The 17,305-nt window shown below is 63.8% G+C and carries 21 protein-coding genes and 1 pseudogene; 11 read left to right on the top strand and 11 right to left on the bottom strand.

What is annotated here, in order from left to right; genetic code table 11:
- Positions 1-33: 33 nt before the first annotated feature.
- Both AB0J47_RS02365 and AB0J47_RS02370 read right to left on the bottom strand, forming a co-directional pair.
- Positions 34-1,239: a lipase family protein gene (locus AB0J47_RS02365; protein WP_364339552.1), complete on the bottom strand. Its 1,206-nt coding sequence runs from the start codon at positions 1,237-1,239 to the stop codon at positions 34-36.
- Between the two features lie 83 nt (positions 1,240-1,322).
- Positions 1,323-1,853, bottom strand: a complete 531-nt coding sequence (locus AB0J47_RS02370) for a CGNR zinc finger domain-containing protein (RefSeq protein WP_364339554.1) — start codon at positions 1,851-1,853, stop codon at positions 1,323-1,325.
- 38 nt (positions 1,854-1,891) lie between these two features.
- Between AB0J47_RS02370 and AB0J47_RS02375 the strand changes: the two genes are divergently transcribed.
- The gene (locus AB0J47_RS02375) at positions 1,892-2,863 is read left to right on the top strand and encodes a DMT family transporter (protein WP_364339556.1); all 972 of its coding nucleotides are present in this window, start codon (positions 1,892-1,894) and stop codon (positions 2,861-2,863) included.
- Between the two features lie 31 nt (positions 2,864-2,894).
- Positions 2,895-3,028: pseudogene (locus AB0J47_RS02380) on the top strand (cytochrome P450); the annotation flags it as partial.
- Here the strand turns inward: AB0J47_RS02380 and AB0J47_RS02385 are convergent.
- Entirely contained in the window at positions 3,008-3,901 is an 894-nt protein-coding gene (locus AB0J47_RS02385; protein WP_364339558.1) for a LysR family transcriptional regulator ArgP, read from the bottom strand. The pseudogene AB0J47_RS02380 and the gene AB0J47_RS02385 overlap by 21 nt on opposite strands.
- A 71-nt stretch (positions 3,902-3,972) precedes the next feature.
- Here AB0J47_RS02385 and AB0J47_RS02390 point away from each other — a divergent pair, with 71 nt between their 5' ends.
- From AB0J47_RS02390 to AB0J47_RS02410, 5 genes are all read left to right on the top strand, one after another.
- Complete coding sequence (locus AB0J47_RS02390; RefSeq protein ID WP_364339560.1) at positions 3,973-4,596, top strand: LysE/ArgO family amino acid transporter; 624 nt, start codon at positions 3,973-3,975, stop codon at positions 4,594-4,596.
- Between the two features lie 86 nt (positions 4,597-4,682).
- A complete protein-coding gene (locus AB0J47_RS02395) occupies positions 4,683-5,483 on the top strand; it encodes a hypothetical protein (RefSeq protein WP_364339562.1) in 801 nt (266 codons plus the stop codon).
- A 44-nt stretch (positions 5,484-5,527) separates the two neighbouring features.
- Entirely contained in the window at positions 5,528-6,325 is a 798-nt protein-coding gene (locus AB0J47_RS02400) for an N-acetylmuramoyl-L-alanine amidase (RefSeq protein WP_364339564.1), read from the top strand.
- Between the two features lie 115 nt (positions 6,326-6,440).
- Positions 6,441-8,705, top strand: a complete 2,265-nt coding sequence (locus tag AB0J47_RS02405; RefSeq protein ID WP_364339566.1) for an MMPL family transporter — start codon at positions 6,441-6,443, stop codon at positions 8,703-8,705.
- A complete protein-coding gene (locus tag AB0J47_RS02410; protein ID WP_364339568.1) occupies positions 8,702-9,382 on the top strand; it encodes a TetR/AcrR family transcriptional regulator in 681 nt (226 codons plus the stop codon). Before AB0J47_RS02405 ends, AB0J47_RS02410 begins: the two co-directional genes overlap by 4 nt.
- A gap of 118 nt (positions 9,383-9,500) precedes the next feature.
- Here the strand turns inward: AB0J47_RS02410 and AB0J47_RS02415 are convergent, their stop codons facing one another.
- The 4 genes from AB0J47_RS02415 to AB0J47_RS02430 are packed head-to-tail and all read right to left on the bottom strand — an operon-like array spanning position 9,501 to position 12,274.
- Positions 9,501-10,328, bottom strand: a complete 828-nt coding sequence (locus tag AB0J47_RS02415) for a HEAT repeat domain-containing protein (RefSeq protein WP_364339570.1) — start codon at positions 10,326-10,328, stop codon at positions 9,501-9,503.
- Positions 10,329-10,358: 30 nt separating this feature from the next.
- Positions 10,359-11,624: a polymorphic toxin type 34 domain-containing protein gene (locus AB0J47_RS02420; RefSeq protein WP_364339572.1), complete on the bottom strand. Its 1,266-nt coding sequence runs from the start codon at positions 11,622-11,624 to the stop codon at positions 10,359-10,361.
- Complete coding sequence (locus AB0J47_RS02425) at positions 11,625-11,927, bottom strand: WXG100 family type VII secretion target (protein WP_364339574.1); 303 nt, start codon at positions 11,925-11,927, stop codon at positions 11,625-11,627. It abuts the gene before it with no gap.
- Complete coding sequence (locus tag AB0J47_RS02430; RefSeq protein WP_364339576.1) at positions 11,924-12,274, bottom strand: WXG100 family type VII secretion target; 351 nt, start codon at positions 12,272-12,274, stop codon at positions 11,924-11,926. The genes AB0J47_RS02425 and AB0J47_RS02430 overlap by 4 nt, the downstream gene beginning before the upstream one ends.
- A gap of 304 nt (positions 12,275-12,578) precedes the next feature.
- Between AB0J47_RS02430 and AB0J47_RS02435 the strand changes: the two genes are divergently transcribed.
- A complete protein-coding gene (locus AB0J47_RS02435; protein WP_364339578.1) occupies positions 12,579-12,782 on the top strand; it encodes a hypothetical protein in 204 nt (67 codons plus the stop codon).
- Here the strand turns inward: AB0J47_RS02435 and AB0J47_RS02440 are convergent.
- The 4 genes from AB0J47_RS02440 to AB0J47_RS02455 all read right to left on the bottom strand — a co-directional run bounded on the left by AB0J47_RS02440 (position 12,779) and on the right by AB0J47_RS02455 (position 15,928).
- Positions 12,779-13,360, bottom strand: a complete 582-nt coding sequence (locus AB0J47_RS02440; protein ID WP_364339580.1) for a DUF1772 domain-containing protein — start codon at positions 13,358-13,360, stop codon at positions 12,779-12,781. The genes AB0J47_RS02435 and AB0J47_RS02440 overlap by 4 nt on opposite strands.
- Positions 13,361-13,369: 9 nt before the next feature.
- Positions 13,370-14,224 (bottom strand): NAD(P)H-binding protein, encoded by an 855-nt coding sequence (locus AB0J47_RS02445; RefSeq protein WP_364339582.1) that lies wholly within the window; start codon positions 14,222-14,224, stop codon positions 13,370-13,372.
- 607 nt (positions 14,225-14,831) lie between these two features.
- Entirely contained in the window at positions 14,832-15,041 is a 210-nt protein-coding gene (locus tag AB0J47_RS02450; RefSeq protein WP_364339584.1) for a DUF397 domain-containing protein, read from the bottom strand.
- The gene (locus AB0J47_RS02455; RefSeq protein WP_364339586.1) at positions 15,038-15,928 is read right to left on the bottom strand and encodes a helix-turn-helix transcriptional regulator; all 891 of its coding nucleotides are present in this window, start codon (positions 15,926-15,928) and stop codon (positions 15,038-15,040) included. The genes AB0J47_RS02450 and AB0J47_RS02455 overlap by 4 nt, the downstream gene beginning before the upstream one ends.
- Before the next feature lie 325 nt (positions 15,929-16,253).
- On the opposite strand from AB0J47_RS02455, the gene AB0J47_RS02460 reads away from it, so the two are divergent.
- Genes AB0J47_RS02460 through AB0J47_RS02470 form a run of 3 tightly spaced genes read left to right on the top strand, consistent with a single transcriptional unit; the run spans position 16,254 to position 17,287 of the window.
- Positions 16,254-16,607: a hypothetical protein gene (locus AB0J47_RS02460; RefSeq protein WP_364339588.1), complete on the top strand. Its 354-nt coding sequence runs from the start codon at positions 16,254-16,256 to the stop codon at positions 16,605-16,607.
- Positions 16,607-16,945, top strand: coding sequence for a hypothetical protein (locus AB0J47_RS02465; protein ID WP_364339591.1), 339 nt, complete (start codon positions 16,607-16,609; stop codon positions 16,943-16,945). Before AB0J47_RS02460 ends, AB0J47_RS02465 begins: the two co-directional genes overlap by 1 nt.
- A 6-nt stretch (positions 16,946-16,951) precedes the next feature.
- Positions 16,952-17,287, top strand: coding sequence for a hypothetical protein (locus tag AB0J47_RS02470; RefSeq protein ID WP_364339593.1), 336 nt, complete (start codon positions 16,952-16,954; stop codon positions 17,285-17,287).
- Positions 17,288-17,305: the final 18 nt, after the last annotated feature.

The following is a 17,305-nucleotide window of genomic DNA, read 5'->3' on the forward strand; positions in this document are numbered from 1 at the left end:
GCCCAACAACCACCTCACACCATGGGAGTTCCATCAACATCCGTTTGGTGCCGGAGCTCCTGCGAACCGGTCCGCGAGATATTCAACCGCATCCTGTTGGTGGACAAGGCCTTCCAATATATGGTCGAGCCAACCGTCGCGGATGATCTGTACGCTCGCCCCGCCTGCGCACCACTGACGCGTCATATCGTCGGCTTGACTCACCGGCACGATTTCGTCGAGAACGCCGTGAAAGCTGTAGATCGGTACACGTGGCACGAATCGGCCGAGTGTATTGCGCGCCAGGACATCAGCGACGCGTGGATCACCGAGGAGGTCCGGCACGGCCGCCAAGCTGGGTAGGCTGGTGAAGGCGAGACTGGTCAACGATTGCTCGGTGCACATCTGCCGAATCTTTGCGAACACCTGCGTGCCTTGGGTATTGAGCAAAGACGCGATACCGACCTCGGGATACTCGACATCTATACCCGCCAGCGTTGCGATCACCAGCGGGCTGGCCGGGCCCGTACCGTTGAATCGGCTGAGCAGCATCAGGTCCGAGGGTATGCCGCCCAGGGTTGCCCCGACGAGGGGAAGTTCGGGTGCGTAGGACGGCTGCAACTGGGCCGCCCACCCCGAGATGGCCGCACCACCGGAATACCCGGTCAGTCCCCAGGGAGTTGCCGCTGTCAGACCTCCGGGCTCGAATTGTCTGGCCGCCCGAATGCCATCGAGCACGATGTGACCGCCGGAGAAACCCGCCGAGAATGCCGACCTCGGTCCCTCGTGGTCCGGCACCGCGACCGCCCACCCACGGCGCAATAACGCGACGGGAATCGAGGTTTCGTTGGCCTGCAAACCGATACCGGAGCCGCTGTGCATAGTGCGTGAGGGCGCGCATTGCTCGGATACCGCGTCCTCGGCGAATTGGACCGAGACCGCAGGTCTCGGATCCGGACCCGGCCATGGCGTTGTGGGTACGAGAAGGGTGGTGACCCCCAGTATCGGCTGGTCGTGAGAGTCGTTGCTGCGGAAGGAGATCTGCCATGTCTGGGTGTCCGCCGGTAAGTCGGGAATGGCGAGTTCTACCGGCCTGGCTGCCACGATTGCGCCTGGTGTGAATGCCGACAGCGACGCGGGCGCTTGGTAGAACGAGTCCTGCTGCGGACCAGTCGATTCGGATGTGGCTGGTTCCGCATGCACCGTTGGCGAGCCCGCGAGTGCGCAGATGGCCCCGACGATGAGCACCAGAAATCGCATGACACACCTTCTCTGGGGGAATTAGTGCCAGCAAGGTAGTACGCGACTCGCGCGACTGCGCTAGTGCTTCCACTGACCGGGATTCACTTCTTCCTCGCACGGTAGGCGGCGACAGCGTTGCGATTTCCGCAGGCTGTGCTGCAGTAGCGGCGCGATCTATTGCGTGACAGGTCGAGAACGAGGCCTTCGCAGCCCTCGTCGGCGCAGAGGGATAGCCGGCTCAGCTCGTCGGAGCGGACCAGATCGATCATTGCCATTGCGGTCTCGACGGCGATGCGAACCGGGAGCGGAGCCTGCGCGGGCACCGCGTGGATGTGGTAATCGACATCGCCGTGCCGAACCAACTGTGGCAGGGCACGATGCTTTGCCAGCGTCTCGTTGATCAGCCGCACCGTCGTGTCGCGATCACTGGTCAGCATGTGACGTAGCGGCGTGCGCAAGGCGCGCACCGCGGCGAGCTCGGCGGCGTCGCCGGCGTGCACGCCGGTGTAGACGTGTTTGTCGAAAAACTCGTCGAGCTGGGCGATCTCGGTCAACGTATCCGGCTCCTCCGCGGAATTCACCAGCTCCACCGCCGCAACCAACGCCGCCTCAGTGTCATGGGCAAAGGCCATGTTGACATATTACCTGGCCGACCTTAGCGTCATTAGTCATGGTTGCGATGACTCATGACAGCACTGCGCAGCGGCTGCGGACCGGACTGCTTTGCGCGGTGGTGTCCGCGTCCTCGTTCGGGCTATCGGGATCACTGGCTCGCGGCTTGATGAATGCGGGCTGGAGCTCCGCGTCCGTGGTGGCGGTCCGGGTGCTGGTTGCCGCGGCGGTTCTGGTTCCGATCGCACTGGTGCAGTTGCACGGTGACTGGGATCTGTTGCGCCGCAACGCATCCTTGATCACCGCGTATGGACTGCTCGCCGTGGCCGGTACCCAACTCGCCTACTTCAACGCCGTAGCCCATATGCAAGTCGGCGTGGCGCTGCTCATCGAATACACCGCGCCGGTGGCCGTGGTTGGCTGGCTATGGCTGCGTAATAGCCAACGTCCGAGCGCCGCAACGGTTCTCGGCGCAGTACTCGGGATGGCCGGTCTGATCCTGGTCATCGACCTGCGCTCCGGCCTGGCCGCCAGCGGCATCGGCATCGCATGGGCCCTCGCTGCCATGATCGGCGCCGCCGCCTACTTCCTGCTCTCCGCCCACGGCGACGGCACCCTGCCGGGCACGGTACTCGCCGCCGGTGGTCTCCTCCTCGGCGGACTCGCCCTCCTCGCGGCAGGCGCGATCGGCATCGTCCCCCTCGACGCCACCACCAATCCCGTTGTCTTCCAATACTTCACCGTCTCGTGGTGGCTCCCCGTCCTCGCGCTCGGCACGATAACCGCCGCCCTCGCCTACGTCTCCGGCATCGCCGCCACCCGCCTCCTGGGCTCCCGCCTCGCCTCCTTCGTAGCCCTCTTCGAAGTCCTGGCCGCCCTCGCTTTCGCCTGGGTCCTCCTCGGCGAATCCCCCCGCCCCCTCCAACTCCTCGGCGGCACCCTGATCCTCATAGGAGTAATCACCGTCCGCCAAGGCGAAACCACCCTCGCGCCGGAGACCTCGAGCCGAAAGCTTCATCTGGAGGGGTGACGCGGCGCATTCGGGCGATGCGGCACACAGGCAATTACTCGATGCGATACCGGAACTCGGACTCGCCACCCCGGCAGCGGACCTGACATGGCGACCGGGCCCATTCACCGCGCATTGACCGCGCTTCCCGTGACATTCCCCAAGTCACCGCCGTGGACCATCTGACAGCGCCTCAGCCGCAGCAGCCGCAATGGCGCCCGCAACGCCACTGAGCGCAGGCGAATCGACCTTCCACTGCTGCCAATAGAGCGGCACATCGATATACGAATCCCCATCGATCGGCACGAGGTCCCGACCACTTCGAGTCTGCAGATCGGGCAACATCCCCCACCCCAGCCCGATCCGAATCGCCTCCGCGAATCCGGCCGACGACGGCACATAATGCCGCGGCGGATCCACCGGCTGTCCACATCGCCGCCGTAGATGCCGATCCTGCAGATCATCCTTGCGATCGAAAAGTACAACGGGTGCAACGGAATATGCCTCGGCGGTCGGCCCATCCGCGAACCAGGTCCGCGCGAACCGCGGATTCGCCATGGGCCGATACCGCATGGCACCAAGCCGCTTTACTCGACATCCCTGCACTGCCGACGAGGTGGCGGTGATCGCCGCCATCACCGTCCCGTCGCGCAGCAATCGAGTCGTATGTTCCTCATCCTCGCGATGTATCTCGAAACACACACCGGCGGGCGCCTGCCGCAATGCGGGCATCACCCACGTTTCCAGCGAGTCGGCATTGACCGCGATCGGCACCCGGATCGGGCGACCCGCCGGCCGATCGACATCGCCGAGTTCGCGTGCGGCATCCCCGGCGAGCAGCTCGATCTGTCGCGCCAAACGCAGCACCGCGAGCCCGGATTCGGTGGGCCGCACCGGTTTTGTGCGTTGCAGCAGGATGCGACCTGCGGCATCCTCGAGCGCCTTGATGCGTTGACTGACCGCCGACGGCGTCACGCGCAGACTGCGCGCGGCGGCGTCGAAGGTGCCCTCGGTGACGGCCGCGTTGAGCGCGCGGAGCTGATCGAACTGCAGGTCCATTAAGAAATCCTAAAGGTACTTCAGAATCTTTAGCTGGTCTGGTCAGGTCTTCGAACCTAGCGTCGATACATGTGACGGCATCATCGGCGGCCCTGGCGGCCATCTCGGGACTCGGCTTCGGACTCTCCTTGATCGTGGCGATCGGCGCGCAGAACGCCTACGTTTTGCGCCAAGGTCTGCGCGGCCAGCATGTGCTCGCGGTGGTCGCGGTCTGCACCGTGTCCGACATCGTGCTGATCGCGGCGGGAGTCGGGGGGTTGGGTGTCGTAGTCGAATCCGCCCCCGTCTTGCTGACGGTGATCCGCTACGCCGGAGCCGCTTTTCTACTCGGCTACGGCATTCTCGCCGCCCGCCGCGCCGTCGCGGCATCGAGTCTGACCGCCGACTCCACCGGCGCCACCGTCGCACTCGGCGCGACCATCCTCACCTGCCTGGCCCTGACCTGGCTCAACCCGCACGTCTACCTGGACACGGTGCTGCTGCTCGGCTCCTTCGCCAATACCTACACCAGCCCGGACCGCTGGTTCCTCGGCGCGGGCGCGATGGTCGCCAGCATTATCTGGTTCACCTCGCTCGGCTATGGCGCCCGCAAACTCGCCCCGCTATTCGCCCGTCCGATCGCTTGGCGCGTACTCGATTCGGTGATCGCGGTCCTGATGTTCGGTCTTGCGCTGGGCTTATTACTCACCGGCTAAGCTGGCAGAACCTGCAACGCTGGGGGATCGGATCGCGATCAGTACGTGGTGGGGGTCGCCGCCCCGGCGGGAGAGGTGGGCAGGCTGTGAGTTATCCGTACGGCTATGGGGAGCCGCCGCGGCAGGATCCGGCGCCGTGGGGACAGCCGGTGGGCTATCCGGCGCAGCAGGGCTGGGGGCAGACCGGCTATCCGATGGGGTATCCCAGCGCGCCGCCGCCGAGCCCGCCGCCCAAATCGAAGACCGGTGTGATCGTCGCGGTGGTGCTCGGGCTGGTCGCCGTGCTCGGCGTCGGACTGGTCGTTATCGCCGCGCGCGACAAGGACCAACCGCAGGCGTCGAATGCGACGGCCACTGTGGTCCCGGCCACGAGCGCGCCGCGCGCGACCACCCCGCGAACGACCGCGACAACGCCGCCCCCTGGCCAACCGTCCTCGGGCAAGCTCACCTACGCCGACTTCGCCGGGGACTGGAATTTCAAATTCGACAGCGTGGAATTGCACGCCGACTGGGTTGAGGGCCGCGATCACGCCAACTGCCGCGATTTCGAGGTGAACGGCAAGCTCACCGGCTTGGGCTGCCAGTACGCCGCCGAAATGGTGTACCGGGCCGAGGGCGGCGGGCTGAAGATCACCCAATTCGTCCTCGCGATGTCGACCCAGGGCCAGGCCACGGCCGCGCTCGGCAAGTTCACCGATGAGGACCTGCACCTGCGACCGGGCACCTACATCGACAATTTCGTCACCGGCAAATGGCGCGACGGGACCGAAAAGGAATTCGTCGTGGTCACCGTGGTCACCGCCAATGCGGCTGTCGCCGCGGACACGGTCAAAAAGTATCTGCAATATCGGCACGCGGATACGCTCGGCGCGCTGGCGTTCCGATAGCTGTGCCGATGAACCGGCTGCAAGGCTGTGGCAGTGTCGGTGCCATGCGATGGCGAAGCTGGAAGACGACCGCCGCGATCTGCGCGTGGGGCATGTTGCTCGGTGGATGCGCGCACGACGCATCCGGTTCAGCGGCGCGCACCACGACGCCGCAGATAAGCGACGAACCGACGACGAACCCGCCGAGCTTCATCGCCGATGACCGCGTCGTCGTCATCGACCCGGGACATAATGGCGGCAATGCCGCCCAGCCTGGCGAGATCAACCGTCAGGTGCCGGACGGTCGCGGAAAAACCAAGGCGTGCAACACCACCGGCACATCCGCCACCGACGGCTATACCGAGCACGAATTCACCTGGGATGTCGCCATCCGTGTCCGGGATACCTTGGCCGCCCGCGGAATTCGCGTCGTGCTGACCCGCGACGACGATGCCGGTGTCGGCCCCTGTGTCGACGAACGCGCCGCGATCGGAAACCGCAGTGGTGCGGCGGCTGTCGTCTCGATCCATGCCGACGGCGCTGTCGCGGGCGCGCACGGCTTCCACGTCGCGTACTCGTCGCCGCCACTGAATCCGGCACAGGGTGAGCCGTCGCAGCGACTGGCAACGACGTTGCGCGACATCATGATCGGGTCCGGCTTCGTCCCGTCGACCTATGTCGGCTCCGATGGCATGAATCCGCGCGCGGATCTGGCGGGGCTCAACCTCTCCGAACGTCCGGTCGCGCTCGTGGAATGTGGAAATATGCGCGATCCGGGTGATGCGGCGCTGATCGAATCGCCCGATGGGCGGGCGAGGTATGCCGGCGCCATCGCCAATGCGATCTCGGCGTATCTCGGATAGGCCCGTGCTGGTGATCGGGATCACTACTTGTTCGCTATGTACCCCTATCGTCATTGAGTTAACGACGTTACGCTAACGCTGTTACGTGAGATGCAGTCGAACAGGGGAGCCGCTCATGCTCGTACGGATCGCACATCTGTCCACCAGACATCCGCGCACAATCCTGCTCGCCGCCGCCCTATTGGCCATACTTTGCGGCGTATTCGGCGCCTCGGCGACCTCGCATATGAAGACCGCCGGTTTCACCCCGGGCGACGCCGAGTCGTCGCGGGTCGCCAAGCTGGTCGCGGATAACTTCGGCGGCGCGGAACCCAACCTCATCCTGCTGGTTCGCGATGATGCCGGTGCGGACAGTCCGGCCGCGAAGGCGGCGGGCGCGAAGTTGATCGACACCTTGCGTTCGCGCGGCGATGTGATCGGCGTCCAGTCCTATTGGAACGCTCCGCAGTCCCTGTCGTCCGCATTGCGCAGCAAGGACGGTAAGAGCGCGCTGGTGCTCGGTTACATCACCGGCGAGGAGTCCGTGGCCCAGAAGGCCGCCGGTGCGATCGCCGCAGAGGTCACCGGCACCAATGACGGCGTCAGCATCTATCAGGGCGGCCTCAGCTCCATCTACCACGACTCCAACGAGCAGATCACCCACGATCTCGCGGTCGCCGAGAGTGTGGCCATCCCGCTGTCGTTCATCGTGTTGATCCTGGTGTTCGGCAGCCTGGTCGCGGCCTTCCTGCCGCTGGCCGTCGGCATCTTCGCGATCTTGACCACCCTGGCCATCCTGCGCACCCTCACGGTTTTCACCGATGTGTCGATCTACGCGCTGAATTTGACCACGGCACTGGGTCTTGCGCTCGCGATCGACTACAGCTTGTTCATTGTCAGCCGCTATCGCGAGGAACTCGGCAATGGACTCGATATCGAGGCGGCAGTGGTGCGGGCGGTACAGACCGCGGGACGCACCGTGCTGTATTCGGCGCTGACCGTCGCGCTGTCGGTGGCCGCGCTGGGCGTCTTCAACCTGTACTTCCTGAAATCCTTTGCCTACGCCGGCGTTGCGGTGGTCGCCGCGGCCGCCGCCGCATCGATCCTGGTCCTGCCCGCGGTGCTGATGTTGCTCGGACATCGGGTTAATGCATTGGATCTGCGAAAGCCGTTGGGCCGCTTGCTCGGCCGTGACCTGCATGCTGCGCGCGCACCCGAGCAGACCTTCTGGTATCGCACGGTGCAGTGGGTGATGCGCCATGCCGCACCGGTCGCCATCGCGATCGTCGTGCTGATGCTGGCGATCGGGTCCCCGTTCCTCGGCGTGAAATTCGGCTATCCGGACGATCGAGTGCTCAACGCGGGCACCTCCGCCACCAGCCGCACGGTCGGCGACGCACTGCGCTCGGACTTCCAGTCCAATGCCGCGAACAATGTCACCGTGGTGCTCGACGACTACCACGGAAATCCGTCCGCCATCGGCGATTACGCCGCCACACTGTCGAAGGCGGATGGCGTGTCCGGAGTGCTCTCGGGTGTCGGTCTGTACACCGGCGGACTGAAGGTGGCGGCCGGATCGCCGCAGATGACGAATGACACCGGCGCATTCCTCACTGTGGCAACGACGGTCGATCCCTTCACCGCCGCGGGCAAGTCGCAACTGGAGCGGCTTCGTGACGTCCCGAGCCCGGGACCGGCGCTCTTCGGGGGCAGTGCGGCGATAAACCGCGACTCCCTCGAAGCACTGGGTGCGCGACTGCCACTGGCCGGCGCGCTGATCGTGCTCGCCACCTTCGTGGTGCTGTTCCTGTTCACCGGAAGTGTGTTGCTGCCGCTGAAAGCCCTTGCCCTCAATACGCTTTCGTTGACCGCAGCGTTCGGTGCGATGGTCTGGATCTTCCAGGATGGGCACTTGTCCAGCGTTTTCGGCAATGACGCGACCGGTTATCTGGTCCCGACCATGCCGATCCTGATGTTCTGTCTCGCCTTCGGAATGTCCATGGACTACGAGGTATTCCTGCTTTCGCGCATCCGCGAGGAGTGGGTGGCCTCGGGACGCACCGCCGCGGACAACACTCGCGCGGTCGCGCTGGGTGTCGCGCGCACCGGCCGGATTTTCACCGCGGCCGCGCTATTGATGGCCATCGTGATGGCCGCCATGGTCACCTCGAAGGTATCGTTCATCCAGATGACGGGCCTGGGGCTGACTTTGACGGTGCTCGCGGACGCCACGCTGATCCGCGGCCTGCTCGCGCCCGCACTCATGCGGTTGCTCGGCACCGCGAACTGGTGGGCGCCCGCGCCACTCGCCCGGCTGCATGCCAAGATCGGCTTGAGCGAGGGCGAAACCGCAACGGGTACATCCGAATCAGATAATCATCTACTAGCCGGACGTACATGAATTTTACCCGCAGGCAGCGTTCGGCACGTGGCTCCGGTGCGGAGCTACGCGCCGAAATCCTCGATGCCACAAAGAAACTGCTGGCTGACGCAGGTCACGTCGACGCGGTTTCCATTCGGGAAATCGCCAAGATCGTCGGCGTCACCGCGCCGTCGATCTACCGCCATTTCGCGGATAAGGATCAGCTGATCGAATCCGTGGTGGCCCAGGTATTCGAAGATCTGGACGCGGTAATGCTGGCCGCATCCGATCCGAATGAGTCGCCGATGGAGCGTCTGCGTCAGCAGGGCCAGGCGTATGTCCGGTTCGCCAGGGAGCATCCGGAGCAGTACCGCCTGGCCATGACGCCTGGTGAGACGGCGGGCGCGGTCGACCAGGTGCTGACCAGCAGTGCCTTTGCCCATCTCGCGGCGACCGTCACCGAGTGCATGAACCTCGGCGTGGTCACGCCGGGTGACCCGGTGCCGGTCGTCTTGGAGCTGTGGTCGAGCGCGCACGGCATCGCCTCCCTGCTGATCGCGAAACCCTATCTGCCGTGGGGAGATGTGGAGGCGTTCACCGATCGCGTACTGCGCGCGATCTGCGTCGGACGCGTTGTCATCGATAACGTGCTCGGCGAAGATGTGTCCCCCGACGCCGTCGCCCAGTGGGCGGTGGCGAACCGGCGTCAGAGCTGACGTCCGGCTCTGATCAGCACCGCGCGGCGAATATGCTTCATCTTGTCGATTCGGGGGATAAGGCAACCATCCGAGCGAACTGCCGCGAAGCAGAAGGAGTCGCCCGCGGTACCGCCCATCATGTCGGTAGCTTGTCGCGGATGTTCTGGACGTGCCGCGAGTATAGCGGCCAGCGCATCGCGACCACATCGAGGATTGTCCCGATGCGCGCCGCGTCCTCCAACAACGTCGGTGGTACAGGCGGGCGCAACAGATATTCGATGTCGGTGAGTAAGCGGGACGAGTCCTCTTCATCCATATGAGCTGCCTCGCGGGTGATCTCCGCTAGCTGTGATTGATCGCCCATCCGATAGGCGGCGATTCGAACCTGCGGTCCGATCTCCTCATCCCGGCCGAATTCCTCTGCCAGAGCGGACATTTCGGCACGCGATAGGTCACCCGTCCGGCCCAGAGAGTCGATTGCATACCGCCGCACCGCCCCATACTCGTCAATATCGCGCACGCACTTGACCAGAGCAGCGGTTCCGTGCCCTGGATAGCTGCCCAACGCTTCGGCCAGGGAAGCGCGCACCAGCCACGACGGGTCCGCGCGCAGCAGATCCACGAGGACGTCGACTGCGGGACTGAACCGAACGAGGCCGAGCGACTCTGCCGCTTCGTTGCGAACCATCTCGTCTGAGTCCGACAGCATCCGCAACAACACTGGCCCGACAACTGAAACCTGCGCCACCCCCAGAAATCCGATCGCGCGCGCCGCTTCACTTCGAACGGCGACATCACCCGATTCGACGAGCGGCAGGATGTCTGCGACGGCCCGATCGTCGCCGAGCTTGATCAATTCGATCATCGCACGGACCTGCTGACCAGGATCGCCCGATGTCAGCGCTGAATTGAGCTGGGAAGCTCCGTCCATTTTGTCCTCACATCCTTCGATCGCCATCGACATGTACAACTTGACCCAGGCCACTGCGATCCACTATCGCCCACCGCCGCCACTAGACTGTCGGCACTCGTGTTGCTTCTGCGTTTTCTTGATTCTCTGTCGCCTCTTGGCATCGTTTTCTGCCTCGTCCCACAGCTTCGCCAGGGCCTCGCACGCTCCGCTGGCCGCGCCGGATTCTATTAGCGCCCGCATTTCGTTTTCGATGCCTGTGTCGGCCACCCTCTGTTTTCCGCCCTTCGCCATTTCGGCGACGAAGACTCCCGCAACGCTCACCGCAGTAAGCGAGGCTATCTCGTCCAACGATGTTTGAATATTGAGAGGATGAACAGAGTTCACGGCTGCGGCGATTCCCACGCCGACCTCGAGGGTCTGGAACAATCTACATATGTTCCACAGGTTGCGAATCCGTGTCGCAGCGGTGGCAACCGCGGCTGTTCCGGCGGCTGTTCCGGCGGCGGCCTCGGCTTCGGCGGGGCCCAGGGTTGCCAGACCAGCTGTCAGAATCTCGGTCAAGGCAACTGCTGCCACAGTGCCGACCGCAATCCAGAACAACTCCTTCATCAAACTGTTGACGTGACTGTCCAGATCCGACCTGAATGCCACCAGATTCGTATGATGATCTCCGACTGCTCCGGACAGGGACATCGATACCGACGCGATAGCGGCTGCGCCGTTGGCCAAGGTGGTGAGGTGTGCCTCGACGTCGGCAATATCCGGCGCCTCGGTTTTGGCTGAGTGGATAGCGGCGATGATCGCCTTGATATCTGCCTGTGCGTTCTTGATGGCCGATGATTCAGCGAACTTCTTCCAGGCTTCCCCAGCGGACTTCACACGATCTGTGTCGCCGTTCGGGACCGTGTATCCGATCTGGTCCAACAGGCCGGGCACACTTGTGTCAAGCCCTTTGGCTGTACCGCCAAAAGCTGACGGTGCTGGGGTGATGTCGTTCTGGAACACCACACCTTGCGGAACGTGAAACGGTGGAGTCGGTGCGGCGCCCTTCGATGGATCCGGATTCGCCTTCCAATTCGAATACACCCAATTGTTGCCAGCGGTATTCAGAATATTGGAGAAATTCGCGAGAGCGTTCGACATCGAGGCGCAGGTACTTAGGAGATCTGTTGCGTTGTCGTCGTATTCGGCGGCCCACTTGGCCGCCTTGTCGTAGCTACCCGCCATCTGGCCGGAATCCTGCAGCGAGTTCCACAGCGTCGACAGCGCGGTCAGGATCTCGCTGTTTATTGTCCCGCACTTGGCGGCGGCGTCGTAATATGTCTGCGGATCGACATTGATAGCCACCTACGCTCCGCTCCGCATCATCTTGGAATTTACTTCCGCCGCTTCGGAATACGCTTCGTGTGCCGCCTTTGCTGCATCAGTCATGTCGCGGATTCCTTCCGCGAACTCCCGCGCACCCGTGATCCACTGCTGATGAGCTTCCGAATACGCTTGCGCGGCGATACCTTCCCATCCGGTGCCGCGCAGGGTCGCGATCCGTTGGTCGATTTCATCGAGGTGGTCGACGATAAATGCGGCCAAACCGGACAGTCGAGCAATGATCTGCTCGAGTTCGTCGAGCTCTACGGCGAAAGGATTGGTCATGATTGGGATGGCAGATCGAGGCTGGACGTGGATAAGGCCCCTGCGTTCGATTCGTCACGATGCTGGTAGGTTTCGGCTGTGACACCGAGCTTCTCTGCCAGCCCGGTAAGAGCGGAGATTATCTGTCTGCCGCCGTCGCTGACTTCGTTCCACCCCGTATTGAAGCCGGTGGCCGCGTCGCCGGTCCAACTGCTCGTCGTGAGAGATTCGACCTCGCGGGCAGCCGAGTCGAGCGCCGACCCGAGAGTGTCGGCGATACCGAACACATAGGCACCGATGTCACGGACTTGATCAGGAACGACCGACAACGCCTGGCTAGAACCAGGCGTCCCCCCTGGTGTACTCATAGCACCGAACTCTACCAGCCGAACTCTTCTGCGTAGCCATCCAAATTCGCCATGGGGGTTACTCGTTGGACTCATGCTCACTCTGATGGCAGACGGCCACGTCACGACTTCCTAGGTTCGTCGGGGCCGTCTTGATGTGTTCTTGCCAGGGCTCAAGCAGTGAGGCTGAACTGCAGTGAGGCTGAACTGTCCATCCGTGGTGCCATCCGTAAGGCATCCCATTCACCTCGCGTGCAGGTCACCGCTAGCACCGCTGCCGACGTCCCCGGGCAATGATAATCGGCGGTGAGACACCAATGGGCGCATGGCAAATGGTGCACGGCGCGCCGGTCCCGCCGAACCATTCACCCCCGCCGATGCCCATCTCACGATGCAACTGCACCGCGATCACGACTGTGAGCGCAAGCATCCGGCTTTCGATGCGCTGGCGGCCGCCGTGTGGAATCGGCGCCGATTCCACACGGCGACAACAACTCTGGAGAGTACATTGATGAACCAACGCGGCTAAGGTTGCGTGATCCGCTGATCCGAGTGCAGCTGTGCAATCGAGCGACCTCGGCGATCACCTGCTGCCCGGCGCTGGAGCCGGATCGCGGTCTCCGATTCTGATGTTATCGGTGCTGGGAGTTTCCGAGCTGACGGTGCCGCTGCGCTCAAGGCTGCGAAGGCGAGAGTGGCGGCTACTGTGCGCACCGCATGCGAGAGCTGCCAATGGTCACGGATGTTCGCCCAGTCGTCGGGTGGTGTGGTGACGATCCAGTCGCGTTGGTCGGCATTGATCGGCAGGTTGACGATAATCGTCAGGATCAACACGCCCGCGAGCAGGGCGAACGCGGTGATCGGGAGCCAACGGGTCGAGCCTCGGTCGCGGAGACGAATCGCGATGATGAGGGCCGTGGCGATCAGAGCGGGTAGCAGGGTGACGGTGGCGAGGACGTCGAGCCATTCCAGTTCGATCTGCCGGACCTGGGTATAGACGGCGGCGCTGGCATCACGCATAGATAGTTCGAGGACGAGGACGGCGATCAGGAATCCGGCGAAGATACCGCTGAATATCTGGGCCGCAAAATGGGCGATTGTGCGCATGGCTGGCACTCAATTCTGGAAGGCGGCAGCGTTATCGGCGGCCCAGTCGGCGAAAGTTCTTGTGCGGCCGAGGATTTTCTCGACATCGTTGGTGACGGGTGCGGGCTGGCCGACGCCGTCGGCGTAGCGGGCCAGCAAGGAGTCGACGAAATCCTCCGGAAAGCCGCGCGCCACCATGCCCTGCCGCACCACGGAGGCGGGGACTTCTTCGTAGCGCAACGGCCTGCCGATGACCTCTCCGATGATCCGAACCATATCCGCATGGGTAAGTGATTGGGGTCCGGTCAATTCCACTCGTTGCCCCAGCAGATCGTCGGTCAGGAAGGCATGCGCCGCGACCGCCGCGATATCGCCTTCGTGTAGCGGACTCTCGGCGAATCCGGCGTAGGGTCCGCGCACCACATCACCCGCGCGAATCTGAGCATTCCAGCCGCTCTGCACGACATTGTTCGCAAAGCTGCTGGCGCGCAGACTCACCCACTCCATACCGCTGTCGACCACCGCCTGCTCGGCCTCCCTGTTCCGATCGCCGCGGAAGCGGGACGGCTGTGCGTCGAGCGGGTCGTCGATATTGATGGCCGAGAGGGCGACAAGCCGGCGCACGCCACACTTAGCAGCCAGTTCCGCGAACTCGAAGGCCGCGTCGCCGACGGCGCGTGGATGCAGGAATGCCGCGGACGCACCGCCGAGAGCATCGGCAAGCGTGTCCGGCCAGGCGGGATCCCCGGCCACCACCTCGACACCCGCGGGCAGCGTGGCATTTTCGGGCGACCGGGTGATAGCTCGTACTCGAACCCCCTGCGCGGCAATCAGTTCGACGAGCGGACGGCCGACTGCTCCGGTGGCCCCGGTGACAACGATCATGACATTCCCATCTCTTTGAGAATCGTATCATACGAATCTCATATTAGATTATCGCGCGAGTCCTGAGATATGACTTCCGTAACATCGAAATGTTGGCAACAAGCCGTTCAACGCGGCAGCGGACACCGCCACACGCAAGAGCATCGCCGCTGCGGTCGGCGGCAGAGGCGTGCTCGCCGGGTCCTACCGCTTGTTCGTGTGCCGTTTAGTTGCCCCGGGACCTGCGGGAAGGGTTATGGGGTTCGTATGGCGTTGTGTGCCTGCACTATTGGTGGCGGCGCTGTGGGAGTTGCGCAGGAGTAGTCTGGCCTGCCGCGTGCGGCTGGGCCGATTCCGAAGAGTGCGGCGCCAAAACGTTCGGGGTCACGGTGTCTACCGATGATCGGTAGACGCTGGCTGAACCATCGCAAGCAGGAGATGGGGGAGGGTCTAGGGGTAAGGAGCGCGGCCGATCCGCGCTGAAGCGTGACTTCGGCTACGCGGTGTTCGCTACTCGCATGCCACTGAATCTGTTGTGCGGGAGGGTCTTCCGCCAACAACACGGCCCCGCGTCGATGTCATGGTTTCGTCGTGCGGGGCCGCTTTGTGGTGTTCGGTTTTGCCCGGCTCAGGCAGGGAGGTTGAACTCACCGTCGGTGACGCCAGCTGTGAAGGCATCCCATTCGCCGGGCGTGAAGATCAGCGCCGGGCCGGTCGGGTTCTTCGAGTCGCGAACGCCGACGCTGCCCTCGTCGAGCCACGCGACCTCGACGCATTCGGTTTGACCGCTGCTGTGGCTGCTCTTGAACCAGTTCGCCCTGGACAGGTCGGTATTCACGCTGCATAACTCCTTGCTGCCCGCCTGAGCAGGTCACGCGATCTCGTTTCATCCAGGCATGCACTCCGGATGGCTGTAGCGAGCTCAGCATAACGCTGTACATCGTCGACATTCTCGAGGTAAAGGTCAGCCTTACCGGCACCTTCGAAATAGACCAGCGGTGGCTCCACGGTCTGGCCTTTGGTATCGGTGCCGAAGTCGAGGATCATGAACGGGCCGTGCAACAGTCCCTGCATGCACCCGCTCGTGAACGGGTGGATCCGAATTGAGACGTTCGGCAGTTTGCCGATTTCGGCTAGGTGTCGCAGCTGAGCGGCCATGATGCGAGGGTTGCCGACGACGCGGTGTAGAGCTGATTCGTGAAGTAACAGTTCGAGTTTCACTGGGTCGGACTTGCGGGTGAGGATGGCCTGCCGTTTCAGTCGCAGCTCTACGCGGCGGTCGATATCTTCCGGGCTGCTGTCGCGGTAGAAAGAGCTGATCAGCGCACGCGCGTAGTCGGCTGTCTGTAACAGCCCCGGGACGATCTCATGGTAGGCAATCAGCTGGCGCGCAGCGGCTTCGAGCCCGAGGTACATGTTGAATGTGGAATCGGTGTAGAGGCCGTCGAACGCCGTGTGCCAACTCTTTACCTGCGCCTGCTCAGCGAGTTTGAGCACGCGGCTGGTTTCGCCCTGTGGGACCCCGTACGTTTCGCACAGAGCTCGGATCTCGCGAACCTTGACCTTCGCCACTTGCGCGGTTTCGATGCGGTGTAGCCCGCTCTTGCTCAGCTCGGCCAGCCTCGCGGCCTTGTCGATGGATAGCCCTTGCCCCTCGCGGGTTTCGCGAAGGAAGCGTCCAAGCTGTCGCCGGGGCAGGGTCGAAGGATTATCTTCGCTGGTCAAAGTTCTTGCACCTCCTGCAGATCTGGGACGTTCGTGACTCGAATGTGGCACGCATTGTCGGTCTGATTCGGGATACGTCCTGGGGATTTGGGACGACTATGTTTGGGAGTCCCAGATAGCTCCTCTGAGCATAGCGTTCGTGGTGTGCTTGGCCCCGACGTTCGGATGACACCGCAGGTTGGCGCCCCGAGAACAGCGCCAATCCGCCGCAACCACAACAACTTCAGCTGTCCGCCTCGCGGCTCGAAGTTCCCGCGAGCGAATACCGCGATCGTTGTCGCCGGACGCCCGACACCCAGCCCACCGACCAGGTTCCGGGGGAGCCATGACACATACGCAAACCGCCAGCAGCGCCAAGCCGAAGGCCATCGGGTTCGTCCGCGATGACGTGTCCGGTCCGGATGCGCCACGCCACGCCATCGATATACAGCGGCATGCGAACACGCGCGGCTATCAGTACGTCTACACCGTTAGACCACCGGACGATATCGACGATCCGATCGGATATGCACTCGCGATGGCGGCCGGTCTCGAGGTCGAGGTGATCGTTGTCTTCGACCTCGAGCATGTCGGCTGTCGGCCCGCATCGGTCTGTGACGCGGGTTTCGATCTGGAAACCGTATGCCCGCAAGGTATCTGGATGCGCTCCAGGCCCGGCGTCGAACCGGGTGCGGCGTGATGACCGACGACACGATCCTCACCCCGCCCACCATCTGTGGCCGCGCTGAGGTGCAGTTGGCGCACCAGCAGATGCGGCGACACCGCGCGTGCCGGATCGAGCGTTGCGCGTGGAAGTGGGCGGCCTACTACACACTCGTGCGGCATGGCCGGATCGCGCCGCAGGCGTTGAGCCCGCGCGAGCGCGCCCACCGGCGCGGCATCGATTTCCCGGCCGAGACCATCGAGCGCTGCCTGCCCATCGGTACGCCCGGACTCCAGATGTTCCAGCAGGTCCTCGACGGGCTCACACAGCTAGCGCTACCGCCGACTCATCCGCGCGAGGATCGTGGGCGGTGAACAACCATGGGCGCGTGGCAAGTGGTGCATAGCGTGCTCGCGGTCATCGGGGGCGGCGCGTTCGCGATGGTCGGGGTGGCCTGCGTGTGGCCGGTCGACCGGCCGCGCCGCCACCGGCCCGCCGCGGGGCGCTGCCGCCTACGTCCGATCGAATGGCCGAAGGCATGGACATGCGGCCCGCCCGACCAACCGTTCACCCTGGCCGACGCCCATCTCGCGATGCAACTGCACCGCGACCACGACTGCGCCCGCAAGCACGCCGCGTTCGACGCGCTGGTGGCGGCCGGACGTATCCATCCCGATTCCGCACGCCGCCACAGACTGTGGGGGAGACCATGGTGAACACCGCATCCGGATGCG

This window comes from Nocardia sp. NPDC049737 (genome assembly GCF_040674755.1).
Taxonomy (GTDB): Bacteria; Actinomycetota; Actinomycetes; order Mycobacteriales; family Mycobacteriaceae; genus Nocardia.